The following is a 19,312-nucleotide window of genomic DNA, read 5'->3' on the forward strand; positions in this document are numbered from 1 at the left end:
GGTTATTGCTCCAGTTGAGTCAGGTCAAAGGTTGGCATTTGGCTGCCGGCCAACGGCAGGCGCAGGGTGAAGCAGGTACCTTGGCCGAGGGTGGAATGCACTTCCATCTGGCCCTTGTGGTTATTGGTGATGATGAAATACGACACCGACAGCCCCAGCCCGGTGCCTTGGCCGATTTCCTTGGTGGTGAAGAACGGCTCGAAAGTGCGTTTGCGCACGTTTTCGCTCATGCCGATGCCATTGTCTTCCACCTGGATCTCCGCCCAGGGCGGGTTGAGGCGGGTACGCAAAATAATGCGCCCGGGCTCGCGGTCGTCTTCACGCAGGTGAATGGCCTGGGCGGCGTTTTTCAACAGGTTGAGCAGTACCTGTTCCAGTTCGTTGGCGGTGCCGGGCACCGGGCCTAGCTGCGGGTCGAACTGGCGGATGATTGCCTGGCCCTTGAAGTCGAAGCCGATCGTCAGGTCGAAGTCATTACCGGCAATTTCCACTGCCTGGTCGATCAGTGCCGGCAAATCGCAAGGCGCCATTTGGCGATTGCTGCGGCGGCTGAAGCTGAGCATATGCGTGACGATCTTCGCCGCGCGTGCGCCGGCTTGCTGGATGCCATCGAGCAATTGCGGGACTTCGCGGCCCTGCAGGTAGCGGTTGACCACCTCCAGTTCGATGCCCGCCTGTTCCGCGTGTTCCAGGTTTTTCGGCAGGTCGGGAGACAGGCGGCGGCGGATGTTCTGCACGTTGTGCAGGATTGCCCCGAGCGGGTTGTTGATTTCGTGGGCCATGCCCGCGGCCAGGCCGCCGACGGAGAGCATTTTTTCCGACTGCACCATCATTTCTTCCAGGGACAAGCGCTGGGTGATGTCGTCGATACGGATCACCACCCCGCGCCCGGCGCCGCCCATCAAGGGGTAGAAGGTCAGGGCGTAATGCTTGGCCTCGTCATCCTTTATCCAGGTGACGCGCTCAATGCGTTCAACCGTGTGTTGCTCAACCGTGGCCTTGATTTGCGGCAGGTAGGGCTTGAGTGGCTGGAACGCGAGGAAGATCGGCTGGTTCAGCGCTTCGTCCAGGCGCGTGCCGGAAAGCGCAGTGGCTTCCTGATTCCACTGGGTGACGTAGAGTTGTTCGTCCAGGGCGATCAGCGCAGAAGGCATCGAGTCGATAATGCTGTTGAGGTAATTCTGGAAGCCCGTAAGTTTTTTCTCGATCTTGCTGCGAACCTGCACCTCGAGTTCCAGCTTGCGGTTGGTGTGGCGCGTCTCTTCGGCCAGGCCCTGGGCTTGTGCGTAGGCGGCCTGGGAGTCGTCCCGCGCTCGCTTGAGCTGATGCTCGCGGGCTTCGATACGCGACAGCATGGTGTTGAACGCTTCGGCCAGGCTGCCGATTTCATCATGGTTGCCGCGCCCGGCACGCAGGGCGTAGTTTTCTTCGCGGGTCACCTGGCGCGACAGTTCTTCGAGTTCGTGAATCGGGCGGGTGATCAAGCGTTTGATCTGCCGGGCGATGACCAGCCAGAGCAATACGCTGAAAATCAGGATGCCGAGGCTGGCTGTCAGCGTGCCGGTGTAGAACGCCACGGGTAGCTCGCTGCTGGCGACCAACAGTAAATGCCCCGGAGGCTGGCCGGCGCGGGGCAGGGTGATGACCTGGTTGCTGCGAAATTCGGTGACTCGCCAGGCCTCGATATGCCGGTAGTTGTCCGGCAGGTGCAGGCGGTTGCCATGTTGCATTTGGGCCAGGCGGGTGCCTTCGCCGTCATACAACGCGGCGGCGCGTAATGGTGAGTAACTGGTCAACTCGCTGAGCAGGGCGTCGGCCTTGGCCGGGGATTCGAGGGCTTCGGCGGCGAGGGCGGGGTTGGACACCAGGCGACCGATGGCCTGCAACGCCTGCGGGGCCATGCTTTCCTGGGAGATCCAGTAGGCGGCGCTGATAAACGTCAGGTTGGCCACTAACAATACGGTGGTCAACAACACCAGCAGGGCGGCCAGCAGTTTCTGCCCTACCGGTAGATTTTCAAGACGCTGGCGCAATGGCATCAGGGTTTTCCCAGGTGATAGACAGGTAGGCAGGGTAGCGCGTGCCTCAGTCGGTGGCTAATCCGCGTGTGCGTAAGTGGTCGATCAGCCGCGCTTGCACCTGTTGCAGATGCGGCAGGACCAACTGATGGCGGGCCGCCGCCTGGCAAGCGTAGCCCAGCAGGTAGCTGATTTCGGTGCGCCGGGCGTTGGCCACGTCTTGATACATGGAGGAGTAGTTGGCCGCCGTTGCGTGGATGACCCGCTCTACTTCGCTGTGTAACGCCTCGGCGGCGGCCGGTTGACCGCAGCATTCGAGCAACTCGGTCAACTCGGCGCACAAGGTCGCCACTTCGCATTGGTGGTCGTGCAGGCCGCCGTTGCGGCACTGGTAGAGCACGGTCAACGGGTTGATCGCGCAATTGAGCGCCAGCTTGCGCCACAGGCGGGTGAGAATATCGGTGCTCCATTCGTGGGGAATGCCGGCGGCGTGCAGGTCGTCCAGCCACAGCGGTGGCGTCGGGTGGCCCGCGTCCCCCAGCCAGGTGTAGCCATGGCCGGCAAAGACCACGCGCCAATCGCCGTCGCGGAATGCGCCTTCGGTGCTGGAGGCGAAGATGCAGCGGGCCCGCGGCAGCTGCGCGGCCACGGCATCCTGGCTGCCCAGGCCGTTTTGCAACAGGATCAGTTCGGCGTCCGGTACCAGCCGGTGTTGCAGCTGTGCGATGGCGGTTTCGGCGTCGTAGGCTTTGCACGCCACCAGCAGACGATGAATGGGTTCTTGGTTGTGGGGCGTTTCGCCGATCACTGGGTAGGTGTGTGCTACGCCATGCTCTACCAGCGTCAGGCCTTTTGCCTGCCGGTAGCTGGACAGGCGGGCCTCATCCCGCAGGATCAGCCGCACGGGTACGCCCGCGCGCGACAGGCGTGTGGCCCACAGTGTGCCCAGGCTGCCGGCGCCGAGAATGTGCCAGGTAGTCGACATGAGTTTTTGCTCCGTAGGGTCGCTCACAGTGAACAGCGCGAAAGAACCGCTATAATGCCTCGGCATTTTAGCTTGGGCGCGCTCCATCTCTACTGAGCCCGCCCCTTATATTGGAGAAATGACATGCCTTCGTTCGACGTGGTATCCGAACTGGACAAACACGAAGTCACCAACGCCGTCGAGAACGCCGTCAAGGAATTGGACCGCCGCTATGACTTGAAAGGCAAGGGCAGCTTCGAGTTCAAGGAAAAGGAACTGACCGTCAACCTGACCGCTGAAGCCGATTTCCAGCTGGAAGCGATGATCGAGATTCTCAAGCTGGCCCTGGTCAAGCGCAAGATCGACGTGCAGTGCCTTGAAGTCAAGGACGCCTACGCCTCCGGCAAGCTGATGAAGCAGGAAGCCGTGCTCAAGGAAGGCATCGACAAAGAGCTGGCGAAGAAGATCGTCGCGCATATCAAGGATGCCAAGCTGAAAGTCCAGGCCGCCATCCAGGGTGAACAGGTTCGCGTGACCGGCAAGAAGCGTGACGATCTGCAAGAGGCAATCGCGGCCCTGCGCGCCAAGACTTTCGACATGCCGCTGCAGTTCAATAACTTCCGCGACTGATGGCACTTTGCGGAACCTGCGGGTGTTTTTGACGTCCCACGCCCCAGAGTCTGTGCCTACACTTGAGCCCCACGGGGCTCATTTGCGTTTTATGGCAGTCAATCAAGCCGCACATCCGCGCAACAGGAGAAGATAGATGGATTTGAACGCTGAAGTGGATCACCTGATCAAGACCTCGCAGTCCTGGATCCCGATGATTATGGAATACGGCAGCCGGGTGTTGCTGGCAGTGATAACCCTGGCCATCGGCTGGTGGCTGATCAACGTATTTACCCACCGCGTAGGGCGCTTGCTGGCCATTCGCAATGCGGACCTGGCGCTGCAGCACTTCATCACCAGCCTTGCCAACATCGCATTGAAAGTCATGCTGATTGTCAGCGTGGCCTCGATGATCGGCGTGGCAACCACCTCGTTCGTCGCCGCCATCGGTGCGGCCACCCTGGCCATCGGCCTGGCGTTGCAAGGCAGCCTGGCCAACTTCGCCGGCGGCGTGCTGATTCTGCTGTTTCGCCCGTTTCGCATCGGCGACTGGATCGAGGCTCAAGGCACGTCCGGGACGGTCGACAGTATTCAGATCTTCCACACCGTGCTGCGTACCGGCGACAACAAAACCGTGATTGTGCCTAACGGCATCCTGTCCAACGGCATCATCACCAACACCAACCGCCAGCCTACCCGCAAGGTAGTGTTCGACGTGGGTGTCGACTACGAAGCCGACCTGCAGAAGGCTCGCGAAGTGCTGTTGGAGCTGGCGAAAGACCCGCGTGTATTGGCAGATCCTGCGGCAGTTGCTGTGGTGTCGACCTTGGGTGACAGTTCGATCACGGTGTCTTTGCGTTGCTGGACCAAGACTTCCGATTACTGGGACGTGGTGTTCATGCTTAATGAACTGTCGCGTGATCGCTTGAAAGGCGCGGGCATTGATATTCCGTTTCCACAGCGCGTTATCCGCGTGATGCAGGAACCGGCTGCGAAATAACTAAGCGCAGTGTATCGAACTTGGCCGAATGGTCAGGTTCGATGCGCGCCGTTAACCTCGTTAGTTAGCTTGCTAGTTATTTTTTAGTGAAATAAAACTGCAATAAAAAAGCCGCTCCCTTGCAAACAGGGGAGCGGCTTTTTATTTAAGGCCTAGGCCTTAAGCCATCGTTGTAATCAAACTGGCAATTACAAGATGTTCAACGGGTATTGCGCGATCAGACGCAGTTCGTCGATAGACGCCGAACCGTAGTACACGCCATCAGACGAACGATAGGTCGCTTGACGCACGCGCAGGCTCAGGTCTTTTGCTGGACCGCTCTGAATCACGTATTTGGCTTCGATGTCACGTTCCCACTCTTTGCCGTTGGAGGTCTCTGCGGTGTTAGCGCCGGTACCTTTGACGTAGCGAGTCATGAAGCTCAGGCCTGGCACGCCGAAGGTGGCCATGTTCAGGTCATAACGAGCCTGGAACGATTTTTCGTCTTCTGCGTTGAAGTCGGAACGGGCGATGGAGTTGGCCAGGAAAATCGTGCCGCCGCCGTCTACGCCGTAGCCGTAGTCACCGTCACCGCTGACTTTCTGGTAGGCCAGGGTGAACGTGTGAGCCTGGATGGTGTACGCGCCTTGCAAGCTGTAGGCACGGTTGTCCAGTTTGGTGGTGCCGTCTTTTTCTGCGCGTTGCAGGCCGGCGCCGTCGCTCTTGGTGCTGTAGATGTTGAAGTCAACGGCCAGGGACTGTTCGTTGCTCAGCGCGTGAGTCCAGTTCAGGTTGGCGTAGGTTTTCTTCCAGTAGTCTTCAGTCTTCGCGTAGTAGAGGCTGGCGCTGACTTCTGGAGTCAGGGCGTAGACACCGCCGATGAAGTCGGTTTTGGTCAGGCCCAGGCTGTCACGGTAAGTCTGTGCTTGTGCCACGCTCGAGGTGAAGTGACCACCTTCAAGTTTCAGGCCCTTGATCTCGTTGCTGGTGATCGAGATACCTTGCGGCAGCTCTGGCAGCAAGCGGCTGTCATCGGAGGCGAATACCGGCGCGGTGGTGTACTGGTCGCCGACTTTGAGCACGGTGTCGGAGATGCGGAACTTAACAGCGCCGCCGCCTTTGGAGTAGTCGTCTTGCGCGCGGCCGTCTGCACCGGTAGGGAACAGTCCAGTGCCCGAACGACCCTTGCCGCTGTCGAGTTTCACGCCCAGCAGGCCGATGACATCAACACCGACGCCGATGGTGCCTTGGGTATAGCCCGACTGGAACAGGCCGTTGAAGCCCAGGCCGGTTTCGTCTACACGGCTTTTGCCGGTGTCGTTGTTACGGAAGTCGCGGCTGAAGTTCAGCAAGCGAGTGTTGATGCTGAAAGTACTGTCTTCAACAAAGCCCTTGGAATCGTCCTGGGCGGACGCCATTGCGAACTGCGAGGTGCCTGCTGAAACAGCCAGGGCGATCATGCTCCACTTCATCACGCGCATCGTGATTTGCTCCTTTGGTTTTAGGAAGAGTACTGCCGTCCCACCTGTATTTTTATCTGGGCGGCTCTTTCTTTTTTGTGTCGGCGCAAAGTTATATCACGCGGACCCTATTGACGATACTTACCCATCTATCCTTTCAGCTTCTTTACGAGGCTGTCGTAAATTGCTATTTCCATGTCGCAAATTCACAGCCCGATTGTCACCAGGCTGACAACTTAAGTGCTGTTTTCAGACCGATTTCGAAGTTTGAAATCTTCCATGATACGCACTGAATCGCTTGTGTTTTTATCGCGAAACACCTGCTTCCAAACGGGTGTCGTTGCCGACGATAGTGAGGTGAATGCAACAAGCGTGCACAAAGCGGTAACCGAATGTCATTTTTTCGTGAAAAACGTTACGGGAGTGTAAAAACCGCATAAGCACGGGCTTTTTACGCCGTTTGGTTTGGGCTTGACGTCCAGGTGTTACACCTGTGAAGAGGTACCTAAATCCTGTGCCAGAGAAAAACGTTACCGGTTGACCCCCATGAGTGGGTAATCGGCGGATCCCTTTGAAGCACAGGTGGGTCATTTTGGTGCATCCCGTCGAGGCCCGATTTAGCGTAGCTCAAATATTCGCCTGCCTCTAAAGGGTGCAAGTTTTTTATCCGCATGCATCCAGGCTTTCCGCATTCGCCGTGAAGCGTTGCGCATTCAAAGGTATGCTGGGCACCTGAAATTGACCTGCCAAACGGAGTGCCCGCGTGTTCGCCTTAGACCAACGCCTGCAACAAGACACACTGGCTATTGGGGACTTCCCGCTCTGCCGCCTGCTGCTGTCCAATGACTCGAATTACCCATGGTTCATCCTGGTGCCGCGCATTGACGGTATCAGTGAAGTGTTTCAGCTGGATGTCGCCGATCAGCACACCTTGTGGCAGGAAACCACCGCCCTGGCGGCGTTATTGAACGAAGGGTTGGCAGCCGACAAGATGAACATTGGTGCGCTGGGTAACGTTGTCAGCCAGTTGCACGTGCATGTGATCGTGCGCAAGCGTGATGACGCCGCCTGGCCTGCACCGGTGTGGGGCAAACATCCGGCCCGACCGTACACCGAAGAGCAAGTAACGGCGATACGCACCCGACTGCGCGCTTTATTGCCTGCCGGCTTCATCTTTAGCCAGGACTGAATTATGGATCTGCAAGACCGCGTCACCGACCTGGAAAGCCGCCTGGCCTTTCAGGACGACACCATTGAGACCCTCAATGACATTCTGGTCACCCAGCAGCGGGCGGTAGAGCGCCTGCAGCTGCAGATGACGGCGCTGCTCAAGCGTCAGGAAGAAATGGGTGGCCAGTTCGAGTCATCCGAAGAAGAAGCGCCGCCGCCACATTATTAAGGCGCGCCATAAAAAAACCGCGACCCAGCCAGGCTGGATCGCGGTTTTTTTTTGCGCCGAGAAAGTATCAGCGACGCGGCAATGCCGCGATCACGTCTTCGGCTTGCAGGCCTTTGTCACGGTTCATGACGGAGAACTCCACGCGCTGGCCTTCGACCAGAACGCGGTGACCTTCGCCACGGATGGCCCGGAAGTGGACGAAGATATCGTCGCCCGAATCGCGGGAAATAAAGCCGAAGCCCTTGGAGGTGTTGAACCACTTCACGGTACCGGTATCCCGGTTGGTCATGTCGTAGTTTTGCGTGGCTGCCGCTGGGGACGAACGGTAGAAGCTGATGGCCAGGTGAAGAACGATAGCGACCACAGCAATCACCAGGCTGAGCAGGATAGCCGGGTGGCCGCCGACTTCAGGCATAGGTGCCAGGAGGGTGAGGGTTTGAACGACAACGGTCAGTACCAGCAGCGCGCTGACCAGGTTTTGCAGTTGATGACGTGTGCCTTTGTTCCAGTACGGGATCACCGGTGCCAGCGTCAGGTTAAGAAGGCCGAACAAAGCCAGGTACAGAGCGTCGTGTTGTTCCAGGTAGGGAGGGCTTCCCTGTTGCAAGCTCGGTATAAAGGACAGCAGCAACGCTGCAACGCCCGTTAGCAGGTGGACGATTTTCAACATTTTGATTAACTCACGTTAAGAAGGATCACAAGGAAGAGCTGACGGGCACGGTTCGCTTCTGAACAATGGGAGGCGTTGGGCACGTGCACGGGTATCAGCCTATGTGGTGCGCCGCGCAAATTAACGGCAACCACACGCCGTCTATTTAACAGCAAAGGCTGTGCCTACTCAAATCAAGCATTTCGGGGTGTTGCAGGCGCAATGGCATTTCTGCTTCAAACACTTGTCCTAGACAGGTGCGAAGTTTTTCGGCGGCATTTCGGGGGTTTTCCTACTCAAGGCTGAGGCCTGCGCGCCGCCGATTGAACGGGGACCGCTGGGTGTTGCAAGCCTGTCATGCAGCGGGGCGATTTGCCGCACGCCAGTTGCGTGTGTCGGGCTGCACACAGCCTGCACTCTTGCTAGAGTGGTCCTGCACCTGATCAACGAATGCTCGTCAATTGAAGGGGAAAAACATGGCAATCGATATTGGTATCAGTGAAGAAGATCGTAAATCCATCGTCGATGGGCTTTCACGGCTGCTGTCCGATACCTATGTACTGTATTTGAAGACCCACAACTTCCATTGGAACGTCACGGGCCCCATGTTTCGTACGCTGCACTTGATGTTTGAAGAGCAGTACAACGAACTGGCGTTGGCAGTGGACTCCATTGCCGAGCGTATTCGTGCCCTGGGTTTCCCGGCGCCGGGTGCCTATTCGATCTACGCCCGTCTGTCTTCGATCAAGGAAGAAGAGGGTGTGCCCAGCGCAGAAGAGATGATCAAGCAATTGGTGGCGGGCCAGGAAGCCGTGACCCGCACCGCGCGCGGTATCTTCCCGTTGCTCGATAAGGTCAGCGATGAGCCGACCGCCGATCTGCTGACCCAGCGTATGCAAGTCCACGAAAAAACGGCGTGGATGCTGCGTTCCCTGCTCGAAAACCAGTAACGCTCCAGCCCCAAAAGCAAACCGAGCGGTGCCGTCCTGGCGCCGCTCGCTTGTTTCTCTGCGCTTCCTGGCGTTGTCCTACGACTATCGACTCCGCGTCTTCTGGCTGCCTGGCACGTCCTGCTGTTTTATAGGGTCACTGTCCGATGGGAGAAACCCATGGGCTGCTGTTTGGCAATGGAGTGTCAGGTGTATGTCACGCGGAGTGGGTAGTGGAGTGATGGAAACCTGCGGTTTTCATAAGATAAAAGTCGATCCTTTCGCTAAGGGCTTCGATATGGGACTGGCCAAGCCATTGTCCCGGTCGGTCAGGCTCAACGGGTTTTCCACGTGCCTGCGGCTTGAGCAGATCTATTGGAATATCCTCACGGAGATAGCCAGGCTCAATGCCTGCTCAGTCAGCGCATTGCTGTCTTATGTCGATCGGGAAGTGCATTTGCGTTACGGAGGAGTGAAGAACTTCAGTGGCTTGGTCAGGGTGGTGTGCGTGGTTCACGTATTAAAAGGCAATACGGCGTCGCACCACCCTGACTAGTCAGGTGGCACCGGGCCGGCCCGCTACCTGGCGGGCAAGGCCTGGGGCAGAAAGCCGGCTGCGCTGCTTCGATTTACCAGATATAATCCCGCGCTTTGCTGCGCGTGCCGGGTCTTTACCCACAGGGCGGGTGCAGCGCAGTAATGATCTGATCGCCGAGACATCTCCATGCCCATGTACGATTATCAATGTGCTTCCTGTGGTCATCAGTTGGAAGCCATTCAGAAAATCAGCGCAGCGCCGCTGGTCGATTGCCCTGCCTGCCAGGCACCTGAGCTGAAGAAGATGTTGTCCATGCCGGGCTTTCGCCTGAGCGGCGGTGGCTGGTACGAGACCGACTTCAAGACCGGCGCCAAGAAGAATCTGGCGGGCGGCGACAAAGCAGACTGAGTTGAACTCTACGCGCAGGCTCCTGCATTATCCGTCCCCTGCTTAACTGTATGGTGACGAGGCGAGCCTCCACCGAAATTCGAATTACGAGAAGTGAAACCACTATCATGATGCGCAGCCACTATTGCGGCCAACTGAACGAGACCCTGGATGGTCAGGAAATCACCCTGTGCGGATGGGTTCACCGTCGCCGTGACCACGGCGGGGTGATCTTCCTCGATATCCGTGATCGTGATGGTCTGGCCCAGGTGGTGTTCGATCCGGACCGCGCTGAAAGCTTCGCCGCCGCCGACCGCGTGCGCAGCGAATATGTTGTGAAAATTACCGGTAAGGTTCGCCTGCGTCCGGCCGGTGCCGTGAACGCGAACATGGCGTCCGGCGCGATTGAAGTGCTGGGCTACGAGCTCGAAGTGCTGAACGAGTCGGAAACCCCGCCGTTCCCGCTCAACGAATACTCCGACGTCGGCGAAGAAACTCGCCTGCGCTATCGCTTCCTGGACCTGCGTCGTCCGGAAATGGCCGAGAAGCTGCGCCTGCGTTCGCGCATGACCACCAGCATCCGCCGCTTCCTCGACGAAAACGGCTTCCTCGACGTCGAAACGCCGATCCTCACCCGGGCCACCCCGGAAGGCGCGCGTGACTACCTGGTGCCGAGCCGTACCCACGCCGGTTCCTTCTTCGCCTTGCCGCAATCGCCGCAACTGTTCAAGCAACTGCTGATGGTGGCCGGCTTCGACCGTTACTACCAGATCGCCAAGTGCTTTCGCGACGAAGACCTGCGCGCCGACCGCCAGCCGGAATTCACCCAGATCGACATCGAGACCAGCTTCCTCGATGAAAAAGAGATCATGGGCCTGACCGAACAAATGATCCGCAACCTCTTCAAGGAAGTGCTGGACCTGGAGTTCGGCGAGTTCCCGCACATGACCTTCGAAGAGGCCATGCGCCGCTACGGTTCCGACAAGCCAGACCTGCGTATCCCGCTGGAACTGGTGGACGTGGCCGACCAGCTCAAGGAAGTCGACTTCAAGGTGTTCAGCGGCCCGGCCAACGACCCTAAATGCCGCATCGCCGCCCTGCGCGTGCCTGGCGGCGCGAGCATGCCGCGCAAGCAGATCGACGACTACACCAAGTTCGTCGGCATCTACGGTGCCAAGGGCCTGGCGTACATCAAAGTCAACGAGCGCGCCAATGGCGTTGACGGTCTGCAATCGCCGATCGTGAAGAACATTCCGCTGGACAACCTGAACGCGATCCTCGATCGCGTTGGTGCGGTCGACGGCGACATCGTGTTCTTCGGCGCCGACAAAGCCAAGATCGTCAGCGAAGCCCTGGGCGCGCTGCGGATCAAGCTGGGCCACGACCTGGACCTGCTGACCTGCAAGTGGGCACCGATGTGGGTCGTCGACTTCCCGATGTTCGAAGAGAACGACGACGGCAGCTTCAGCGCCTTGCACCACCCGTTCACTGCGCCGAAGTGCTCGCCTGAAGAGTTGGAAGCCAACCCGGCAGGCGCGCTGTCGCGTGCCTACGACATGGTCTTGAACGGCACCGAGCTGGGTGGCGGTTCGATCCGTATCCACCGCAAAGAAATGCAACAAGCGGTGTTCCGCCTGTTGGGCATCAACGAAGCCGAACAGGAAGAGAAATTCGGCTTCCTGCTCGATGCCCTGAAGTACGGCGCGCCGCCGCACGGTGGCCTGGCATTCGGTCTGGACCGTCTGGTGATGCTGATGACCGGCGCCCAGTCGATCCGTGAAGTGATCGCCTTCCCGAAAACCCAGAGTGCTGCGGACGTAATGACCCAGGCTCCGGGCGTGGTGGATGCCAAGGCGCTGCGCGAGTTGCACATCCGTCTGCGCGAGACGCCAAAGGCTGAGTAAGGCTGCTGCGTGAAAGCGCACTGAGGTTTACGCAGTCTAAAAAGGCGCATCTTCGGATGCGCCTTTGCGTTACAAGGGTTGTGCTTTCAAGAGGAAAACCCTGCCTGGGGCGGGATTGATAAGGTTTCTAGAGAATTTCGGAGTTGTGTTATGGCTGGCCATTCCAAGTGGGCGAACATCAAGCACCGCAAAGAGCGTCAGGATGCCAAGAAAGGCAAGATCTTCACCAAGTGGATTCGCGAGCTGACCGTCGCTGCCCGCCAAGGCGGTGGTGACCCGGGCTCCAACCCGCGTCTGCGCCTGGCGCTGGACAAGGCTCTGGGCGCGAACATGAGCCGCGATATCATCGACCGCGCCGTGGCCCGTGGTGCCGGCGCCGCCGACACCGACGACATGGTCGAACTGAGCTACGAAGGCTACGGCCCGGGCGGCGTGGCGGTGATGGTCGAGTGCATGACCGACAACCGCAACCGTACTGCGGCAGCCGTGCGCCATGCGTTCAGCAAATGCGGCGGCAACCTGGGCACCGACGGTTCGGTGGCCTACCTGTTCGAGCGCAAAGGGCAGATCACCTTTGCGCCGGGTACGGATGAAGACGCGCTGATGGAAGCTGCGATGGAGGCTGACGCCGACGACGTGGTGACCAACGAAGATGGTTCTATCGACGTGTTCACCTCGTTTGCCGGCTTCTATGCGGTGCGCAACGCGCTGGAAGCGGCAGGTTTCAAAGGCACTGACGCGGAAATCGTGATGCTGCCGACCACCAGCGCCGAACTGGACCTGGACGGCGCGCAGAAAGTGCTGAAGATGCTGGATATGCTTGAAGACCTGGATGACGTGCAGAACGTGTACTCGAACGCCGACATCCCGGAATCTGTAGCCGAGCAGCTAGGCTGAAGGGCGATGTAGATCAAAATGTGGGAGCGGGCTTGCTCGCGAAAGCGGTGTATCAGTCAGCATATGAGTTGACTGACACATCGCTTTCGCGAGCAAGCCCGCTCCCACATTAGAGCTTCTCTGTATCAAAAATTGTTTTTACCCAACCCGCAGGCGTTATGACTTTAATCCTAGGTATCGACCCCGGTTCGCGCATCACCGGTTTTGGCGTGGTGCAACAGACCCCGCGCGGCTGCGTCTACGTCGCCTCGGGCTGCATCCGCACCGGCGCGGGCGAGTTGGCCGAGCGCCTGCAGATTGTCTACCGCGGCGTGCGTGAAGTGATCCAGACCTACGGCCCGGTGACCATGGGCATCGAAAAGGTGTTCATGGCCAAAAACGCCGACTCCGCGCTCAAGCTTGGCCAGGCCCGTGGCGCCGCGATTGTTGCCGGCGCGGAGGAGGGCATGGAAATCGCCGAGTACACAGCGACCCAGGTCAAACAGGCTGTGGTCGGCACCGGTGCGGCGAATAAGGAGCAGGTGCAGATGATGGTCATGCACATGCTCAAGCTCACCTCAAAACCGCAAATCGACGCCTCCGACGCCCTGGCCATTGCCATTTGCCATGCGCACACGCGCTCAAGCTTGCTGCCGCACGGCCTGGGCACGGCACGCAGTCGTGGCGGCCGGCTGCGTCTCTGATAGCATCAGCGCAATCGTTATTTCCGGTCAGGCCTCGATCTGACCCCAAGCTTTAAGGATCTGAACCGTGATTGGACGCTTGCGCGGCACCCTGGCTGAGAAACAGCCGCCGCACCTGATTCTGGATGTGAATGGGTTGGGGTATGAGCTGGAAGTGCCCATGACCACCCTGTATCGCCTACCGTCGGTCGGCGAGCCGCTGACCCTGCACACCCATCTGGTGGTACGGGAAGACGCGCAACTGCTCTACGGTTTCATTGGCAAGCGCGACCGCGACTTTTTCCGCGAGTTGATTCGCCTGAATGGCGTAGGGCCAAAGCTCGCGCTGGCATTGATGTCGAGCCTGGAAGTCGATGAGCTGGTGCGCGCGGTGTCGGCCCAGGACACTTCGGCGTTGACCAAGGTGCCGGGCGTCGGCAAGAAAACCGCCGAGCGCCTGCTGGTAGAACTCAAGGACCGCTTCAAGGCCTGGGAAGTGGTGCCGAGCATGTTTGCCCTGGTGCCGAACCAGCCGGACATGCCGGCAGGCCAGGTCGCCAGCGCCGAGAGCGATGCGGTCAGCGCGTTGATCTCCCTGGGCTACAAGCCTCAGGAAGCGAGCAAAGCCGTATCGGCCATCAAGGACAAGAACCTGAGCAGCGAAGACATGATCCGCCGAGCCCTGAAGGGAATGATTTAAGTGATTGAAGCTGATCGTCTGATCGCGGCCACTGGCCCGCGCGACCGTGAAGAAGTCCAGGACCGGGCCATCCGCCCGCTGAGCCTGGCCGAATACATCGGCCAGCCCACCGTGCGCGAGCAGATGGAGTTGTTCATCCAGGCCGCGCGCGGGCGCAGCGAGTCCCTGGACCACACCTTGATCTTCGGCCCGCCGGGGCTGGGTAAAACCACGCTGGCGAACATCATCGCCCAGGAAATGGGCGTGTCGATCAAGTCCACCTCCGGTCCGGTGCTGGAGCGTCCGGGTGATCTGGCGGCCCTGCTGACCAACCTTGAACCGCACGATGTGCTGTTTATCGACGAGATTCACCGGTTGTCGCCCATCGTCGAAGAAGTGCTCTACCCGGCCATGGAAGACTTCCAGCTCGACATCATGATCGGCGAAGGCCCGGCGGCCCGCTCGATCAAGCTCGACCTGCCGCCGTTCACCCTGGTGGGCGCGACCACCCGCGCGGGCATGCTGACCAACCCGCTGCGAGACCGTTTCGGCATTGTTCAACGTCTAGAGTTCTATAGCACCGCAGACCTGGCGACGATTGTCAGTCGTTCGGCGAGTATTCTTGGCTTGCCGCTCGACCCGGAAGGCGCCTTTGAAATCGCCCGTCGAGCGCGGGGCACGCCGCGGATTGCCAACCGTTTATTGCGACGTGTGCGCGATTTTGCTGAAGTGCGCGCCAAGGGTCATATCACCAAGGCCGTGGCCGATTTGGCGTTGAACCTGCTGGATGTGGACGAACATGGCTTCGACCACCAGGATCGACGTCTACTCTTGACCATGATCGAGAAGTTCGACGGCGGCCCGGTGGGTGTGGACAGCCTGGCGGCGGCGATCAGCGAGGAGCGTCATACCATTGAGGATGTGCTGGAACCGTACCTGATCCAGCAGGGGTACATCATGCGCACGCCAAGGGGGCGGGTGGTGACGCGTCATGCTTATTTGCACTTCGGGTTAAACATTCCGTCACGATTGGGCGAGATGCCTGTAGTAGACGAATTCCTGGATGCAGTGGACGATTAAAAAGCTCACGTCAGTCGATTTATCTGATGTTTGTGCTGTCCTAGTGGCTGGTAGCGTCATTCAGTTGCTGCAAATGTTTCAGAGAATGGAAAAAACAGTTGCCCAGCCGGATTGGCAACCTGAGGAGTAAGCACTAGAGTATGCGCGCGCAAAACGGGGATCAGTCGTTCGCACATCGCTGTCGCGTTTATTACGAGGACACCGATGCCGGCGGCATCGTTTATTACGTCAACTACCTCAAGTTCATGGAGCGGGCTCGAACCGAGCGGCTACGGGAGCTGGGCTTTGCCCAATCCCAGCTGGCAGGGGAGGACCTGTTATTCGTCGTGCATTCCAGCGAGGCGCGTTATCACGCACCGGCGCGATTGGACGACGAGTTGCTGGTCAGCGCTGAAGTAATCGAATTGAACCGTGTCAGCCTGCGCTTTAAACAGCAAGTCAGGCGGGCAACGGATGCAACGCTGCTCTGTGAGGGGCAGTTCCTGGTGGCCTGTGTGCGCACCAATAGTTTGAAACCCCGGGCCATTCCCGAAGCTCTACGTGCGGCCTTTGCCGGCGTAAGCGGCGCGGGTAAACAATCAAAGCAGGAGATTTAGCGTGGAACCTACCGTCGTCGACCATTCCTCCATGTGGAGCCTGGTCAGCAATGCCAGTGTCGTGGTTCAACTGGTGATGTTGGTCCTGGTAGCCGCATCGGTTACCTCTTGGGTCATGATTTTTCAACGCAGCAATTTGCTGCGTGCCGGTCGACGTGCCCTGGAGAGCTTCGAAGAGCGCTTCTGGTCGGGTATCGACCTGTCCAAGCTGTACCGCCAGGCCGGCAGCAACCCGGACCCGGATTCGGGCGTCGAGCAGATCTTCCGCGCCGGCTTCAAGGAGTTCTCCCGCCTGCGTCAGCAACCGGGCGTTGACCCGGAAGCAGTCATGGAAGGCGTGGCCCGTGCCATGCGCGTCGCGATTTCCCGCGAAGAAGAGAAGCTGGAGCAAAGCCTGCCGTTTCTCGCCACCGTCGGTTCCGTGAGCCCGTATATCGGCCTGTTCGGTACGGTGTGGGGCATCATGAACTCCTTCCGTGGCCTGGCTCAGGCCCAGCAAGCGACCCTGGCCACCGTGGCCCCGGGTATCGCCGAAGCCCTGATCGCCACCGCGATCGGCTTGTTCGCTGCTATCCCCGCAGTAATTGCCTACAACCGTTTTGCCGCGCGCGGCGAGACCTTGATCAGCCGTTACTACACCTTCGCCGATGAATTCCAGGCGATCCTGCACCGTAAAGTGCACACCAGCGAAGAATAAGCAGGTAATTCCCAATGGCTTTAATCGCTCGAGCTCGCAAAAAGCGCAAGCCGGTCGCCGAGATGAACGTAGTGCCTTACATCGACGTGATGTTGGTGCTGCTGGTGATCTTCATGGTGACCGCGCCGATGCTCAATCAGGGCGTGAAGGTTGATCTGCCCAAGGTTTCCAGCGAAGCCTTGCCGCAAGACAACAACACTCAGGTCCTGACCATTTCGATCAAGGCTGACAAGACCTATTACTGGAACCTTGGCAGCGAAGTCGACACCCAGAAACAGCAGGACAAGGCCATGACCTTGCCGCAGATGACCGATGCCGTGACCAAGATCATCCGGTCCGGCAACGAAGGCGGCAAGCACACCCAGGTGTTCATTCGCGGCGACAAAGTGGTCGACTATGGTTCCGTCATGGGCGCCATGGGTGGGCTGCAGAAGGCCGGCGTGGGTAACGTTGGCTTGATTACCGAGGCGCCCTGATGCAGCAACAGCGAGAGCCGTCCGCCTCGGAAAGCTACTTCTGGCCTAGCGTCTGGGCAATTGTCCTGCACGTCCTGGTGTTTGGCATGCTGTTCGTCAGCTTTGCCATGACCCCGGACTTGCCGCCAGCCAAGCCGATCGTGCAGGCGACCCTGTATCAGCTGAAATCGAAAAGTCAGGCCACCACCCAGACCAATCAAAAGATTGCGGGTGAGGCCCAGAAGTCGGCTGCGCGCCAGACTGAAGTCGAACAGATGGAACAGAAGAAGGTCGAGCAGGAAGCGGTGAAGGCTGCTGCGGAACAAAAGAAAGAAGAGGCGGCTCAAAAGGCCGAGGAATCGAAAAAGGCTGACGAAGCCAAGAAAGCTGACGAGGCGAAAAAGGCTGATGAAGCCAAAAAAGCCGATAAAGCTGCCGAAGCTAAAAAAGCCGAAGAGAAACAATTGGCTGATATAGCTAAAAAGAAGTCTGAAGAAGAAGCCAAAAAAGCTGCCGAAGAAGAGGCCAAGAAAAAGGCCGCTGAAGACGCCAAGAAAAAGATAGTCGAAGACGCGAAGAAGAAAGCCGCCGAAGACGCCAAGAAAAAAGCTGAAGCAGACGAGGCGAAGAAGAAAGTCGCCGACGACGCGAAGAAGAAAGCTGCCGCCGACGCCAGCAAGAAAAAGGCCCAGGAAGCAGCACGTAAATCCGCCGAAGAGAAAAAGGCCCAGGCCTTGGCAGATTTGCTTTCCGACACGCCGCAGCGTCAGCAAGCCTTGGCCGATGAACGTGGTGATGAAGTCGCGGGCAGTTTCGACGACCTGATTCGGGCACGGGCAGCGGAAGGCTGGACACGTCCACCTTCGGCACGCAAAGGCATGACAGTAGTGCTGCAGATCGGCATGTTGCCGGACGGTACGGTGACTTCGGTCAGCGTGGCCAAGTCCAGTGGTGACGGTTCGTTCGACAGTTCGGCGGTTGCCGCGGTCAAGAACATTGGCCGGTTGACCGAGATGCAGGGAATGAAACCAAGCGACTTCGCTCCCTATCGTTCATTCAAGATGACATTCACACCTGAGGATCTAGCCTTGTGAGAAACCTTCTTCGAGGAATGCTTGTCGTTATTTGCTGTATGGCAGGGATAGCGGCGGCGGATGAAAAGAACATCCTGGTTACCAGCGGTAGCGATCGGGCCACCCCGATTGCCGTAGTACCGTTCGGCTGGCAGGGCGGCAGCGTGCTGCCGGACGACATGGCCCAGATCGTCAGTGACGACCTGCGCAACTCCGGTTACTACGCGCCGATTCCGAAAGGCAACATGATCAGCCAGCCTAACCAGGCCAGCGAAGTTGTGTTCCGTGACTGGAAGGCGGTGGGCGCCCAGTACCTGATGGTCGGCAACATCACGCCGGCCGGCGGTCGCCTGCAGATCCAGTACACGTTGTTCAACGTGGCCACCGAGCAGCAGGTCTTGACCGGCAGCGTATCGGGCACCGCCGAACAACTGCGGGACATGGCGCACTACATCTCGGACCAGTCGTTTGAAAAGCTCACCGGTATCAAGGGTGCTTTCTCGACACGTCTGCTTTATGTAACGGCTGAGCGTTTTTCTGTAGACAACACTCGTTACACTTTGCAGCGTTCGGACTACGACGGTGCACGCGCTGTAACCTTGCTGCAATCGCGTGAGCCAATCCTGTCGCCGCGCTTTGCGCCGGACGGCAAGCGTATTGCCTACGTATCGTTCGAGCAGCGCCGTCCACGTATCTTTGTTCAGCACATCGATACAGGTCGTCGCGAGCAGATCACCAACTTCGAAGGCCTCAACGGTGCACCAGCCTGGTCGCCGGATGGTTCGCGCCTGGCGTTCGTGCTCTCCAAGGACGGCAACCCGGACATCTACGTGATGAACATGGCTTCGCGCCAGATCAGCCGTGTTACCAGCGGCCCGGGCATCAACACCGAACCGTTCTGGGGTAAGGATGGCTCGACCATCTACTTCACCTCCGACCGTGGCGGCAAGCCACAAGTTTATAAAGCGAACGTGAATGGCGGTGGCGCAGAACGCGTGACCTTTATTGGTAACTACAATGCCAATCCTAAGCTTTCGGCCGATGAAAAGACGTTGGTGATGATTCACCGTCAGGATGGTTTCACTAATTTCCGGGTTGCGGCCCAGGATTTGCAGCGCGGAACCGTAAAAATCCTCACAGATACCAACCTTGATGAGTCAGCTACTGTTGCGCCCAACGGCACCATGGTAATCTACGCCACCCGCCAGCAGGGCCGGGGAGTCTTGATGCTCGTGTCCATTAATGGACGCGTAAGGCTCCCGCTTCCTACCGCTCAAGGCGAAGTCAGAGAACCGTCCTGGTCCCCTTACCTGAACTGACGCGGCGCTACAAAAAGA

Annotated in this window: 21 protein-coding genes; 17 read left to right on the forward strand and 4 right to left on the reverse strand. The window is 58.7% G+C overall.

Annotated features, from left to right (window positions below; all coding sequences use genetic code 11):
• Nucleotides 1-2 precede the first annotated feature (2 nt).
• Entirely contained in the window at nucleotides 3-2,039 is a 2,037-nt protein-coding gene (locus AACV02_RS05745; protein WP_106578379.1) for a sensor histidine kinase, read from the reverse strand.
• A gap of 46 nt (nucleotides 2,040-2,085) precedes the next feature.
• Nucleotides 2,086-3,003 (reverse strand): putative 2-dehydropantoate 2-reductase, encoded by a 918-nt coding sequence (locus AACV02_RS05750; RefSeq protein WP_119736962.1) that lies wholly within the window; start codon nucleotides 3,001-3,003, stop codon nucleotides 2,086-2,088.
• A gap of 123 nt (nucleotides 3,004-3,126) precedes the next feature.
• On the opposite strand from AACV02_RS05750, the gene AACV02_RS05755 reads away from it, so the two are divergent.
• Entirely contained in the window at nucleotides 3,127-3,612 is a 486-nt protein-coding gene (locus AACV02_RS05755; RefSeq protein ID WP_003193880.1) for a YajQ family cyclic di-GMP-binding protein, read from the forward strand.
• Between the two features lie 136 nt (nucleotides 3,613-3,748).
• Nucleotides 3,749-4,591 (forward strand): mechanosensitive ion channel family protein, encoded by an 843-nt coding sequence (locus AACV02_RS05760; RefSeq protein WP_119736964.1) that lies wholly within the window; start codon nucleotides 3,749-3,751, stop codon nucleotides 4,589-4,591.
• Between the two features lie 188 nt (nucleotides 4,592-4,779).
• On the opposite strand, the gene AACV02_RS05765 is transcribed toward AACV02_RS05760, so the two are convergent.
• Nucleotides 4,780-6,051, reverse strand: a complete 1,272-nt coding sequence (locus AACV02_RS05765; RefSeq protein ID WP_106578382.1) for an OprD family porin — start codon at nucleotides 6,049-6,051, stop codon at nucleotides 4,780-4,782.
• 742 nt (nucleotides 6,052-6,793) lie between these two features.
• On the opposite strand from AACV02_RS05765, the gene AACV02_RS05770 reads away from it, so the two are divergent.
• Complete coding sequence (locus AACV02_RS05770; protein WP_106578383.1) at nucleotides 6,794-7,219, forward strand: HIT domain-containing protein; 426 nt, start codon at nucleotides 6,794-6,796, stop codon at nucleotides 7,217-7,219.
• Nucleotides 7,220-7,222: 3 nt separating this feature from the next.
• Complete coding sequence (locus AACV02_RS05775) at nucleotides 7,223-7,429, forward strand: SlyX family protein (protein WP_017847119.1); 207 nt, start codon at nucleotides 7,223-7,225, stop codon at nucleotides 7,427-7,429.
• A gap of 67 nt (nucleotides 7,430-7,496) precedes the next feature.
• Here AACV02_RS05775 and AACV02_RS05780 read toward each other — a convergent pair whose 3' ends face one another.
• Nucleotides 7,497-8,099 (reverse strand): cold-shock protein, encoded by a 603-nt coding sequence (locus AACV02_RS05780; protein WP_106578384.1) that lies wholly within the window; start codon nucleotides 8,097-8,099, stop codon nucleotides 7,497-7,499.
• A gap of 455 nt (nucleotides 8,100-8,554) precedes the next feature.
• Between AACV02_RS05780 and AACV02_RS05785 the strand changes: the two genes are divergently transcribed.
• The 13 genes from AACV02_RS05785 to tolB all read left to right on the forward strand — a co-directional run bounded on the left by AACV02_RS05785 (nucleotide 8,555) and on the right by tolB (nucleotide 19,294).
• Nucleotides 8,555-9,028, forward strand: coding sequence for a Dps family protein (locus AACV02_RS05785; protein ID WP_003193874.1), 474 nt, complete (start codon nucleotides 8,555-8,557; stop codon nucleotides 9,026-9,028).
• Between the two features lie 193 nt (nucleotides 9,029-9,221).
• Entirely contained in the window at nucleotides 9,222-9,563 is a 342-nt protein-coding gene (locus AACV02_RS05790) for a ribbon-helix-helix domain-containing protein (RefSeq protein WP_119736966.1), read from the forward strand.
• A 168-nt stretch (nucleotides 9,564-9,731) separates the two neighbouring features.
• Entirely contained in the window at nucleotides 9,732-9,953 is a 222-nt protein-coding gene (locus tag AACV02_RS05795) for an FmdB family zinc ribbon protein (protein ID WP_017139808.1), read from the forward strand.
• Between the two features lie 107 nt (nucleotides 9,954-10,060).
• Nucleotides 10,061-11,836 carry an aspartate--tRNA ligase gene (gene aspS, locus AACV02_RS05800; protein ID WP_056858570.1) on the forward strand — a complete coding sequence of 592 codons (1,776 nt, stop codon included), beginning with the start codon at nucleotides 10,061-10,063 and terminating at the stop codon, nucleotides 11,834-11,836.
• 150 nt (nucleotides 11,837-11,986) lie between these two features.
• Complete coding sequence (locus AACV02_RS05805; RefSeq protein WP_106578386.1) at nucleotides 11,987-12,733, forward strand: YebC/PmpR family DNA-binding transcriptional regulator; 747 nt, start codon at nucleotides 11,987-11,989, stop codon at nucleotides 12,731-12,733.
• Nucleotides 12,734-12,891: 158 nt separating this feature from the next.
• Complete coding sequence (gene ruvC, locus AACV02_RS05810; RefSeq protein WP_016975450.1) at nucleotides 12,892-13,416, forward strand: crossover junction endodeoxyribonuclease RuvC; 525 nt, start codon at nucleotides 12,892-12,894, stop codon at nucleotides 13,414-13,416.
• Between the two features lie 67 nt (nucleotides 13,417-13,483).
• A complete protein-coding gene (gene ruvA, locus AACV02_RS05815) occupies nucleotides 13,484-14,095 on the forward strand; it encodes a Holliday junction branch migration protein RuvA (protein ID WP_025854761.1) in 612 nt (203 codons plus the stop codon).
• On the forward strand, nucleotides 14,096-15,154 hold the full coding sequence (gene ruvB / locus AACV02_RS05820; protein ID WP_003193867.1) for a Holliday junction branch migration DNA helicase RuvB: 1,059 nt from the start codon (nucleotides 14,096-14,098) through the stop codon (nucleotides 15,152-15,154).
• Between the two features lie 140 nt (nucleotides 15,155-15,294).
• Complete coding sequence (gene ybgC / locus AACV02_RS05825) at nucleotides 15,295-15,750, forward strand: tol-pal system-associated acyl-CoA thioesterase (RefSeq protein WP_071484353.1); 456 nt, start codon at nucleotides 15,295-15,297, stop codon at nucleotides 15,748-15,750.
• Nucleotide 15,751: 1 nt separating this feature from the next.
• Nucleotides 15,752-16,447, forward strand: coding sequence for a protein TolQ (gene tolQ / locus AACV02_RS05830; RefSeq protein WP_003209819.1), 696 nt, complete (start codon nucleotides 15,752-15,754; stop codon nucleotides 16,445-16,447).
• 23 nt (nucleotides 16,448-16,470) lie between these two features.
• On the forward strand, nucleotides 16,471-16,923 hold the full coding sequence (gene tolR / locus AACV02_RS05835) for a protein TolR (RefSeq protein ID WP_161630238.1): 453 nt from the start codon (nucleotides 16,471-16,473) through the stop codon (nucleotides 16,921-16,923).
• On the forward strand, nucleotides 16,923-17,996 hold the full coding sequence (gene tolA, locus AACV02_RS05840; RefSeq protein ID WP_119736968.1) for a cell envelope integrity protein TolA: 1,074 nt from the start codon (nucleotides 16,923-16,925) through the stop codon (nucleotides 17,994-17,996). Before tolR ends, tolA begins: the two co-directional genes overlap by 1 nt.
• 17 nt (nucleotides 17,997-18,013) lie before the next feature.
• On the forward strand, nucleotides 18,014-19,294 hold the full coding sequence (gene tolB, locus AACV02_RS05845; RefSeq protein ID WP_043205819.1) for a Tol-Pal system beta propeller repeat protein TolB: 1,281 nt from the start codon (nucleotides 18,014-18,016) through the stop codon (nucleotides 19,292-19,294).
• The last annotated feature ends 18 nt before the right edge of the window (nucleotides 19,295-19,312 follow it).

The sequence above is a fragment of the Pseudomonas sp. Larv2_ips genome, from assembly GCF_963879675.1.
GTDB lineage: Bacteria > Pseudomonadota > Gammaproteobacteria > Pseudomonadales > Pseudomonadaceae > Aquipseudomonas.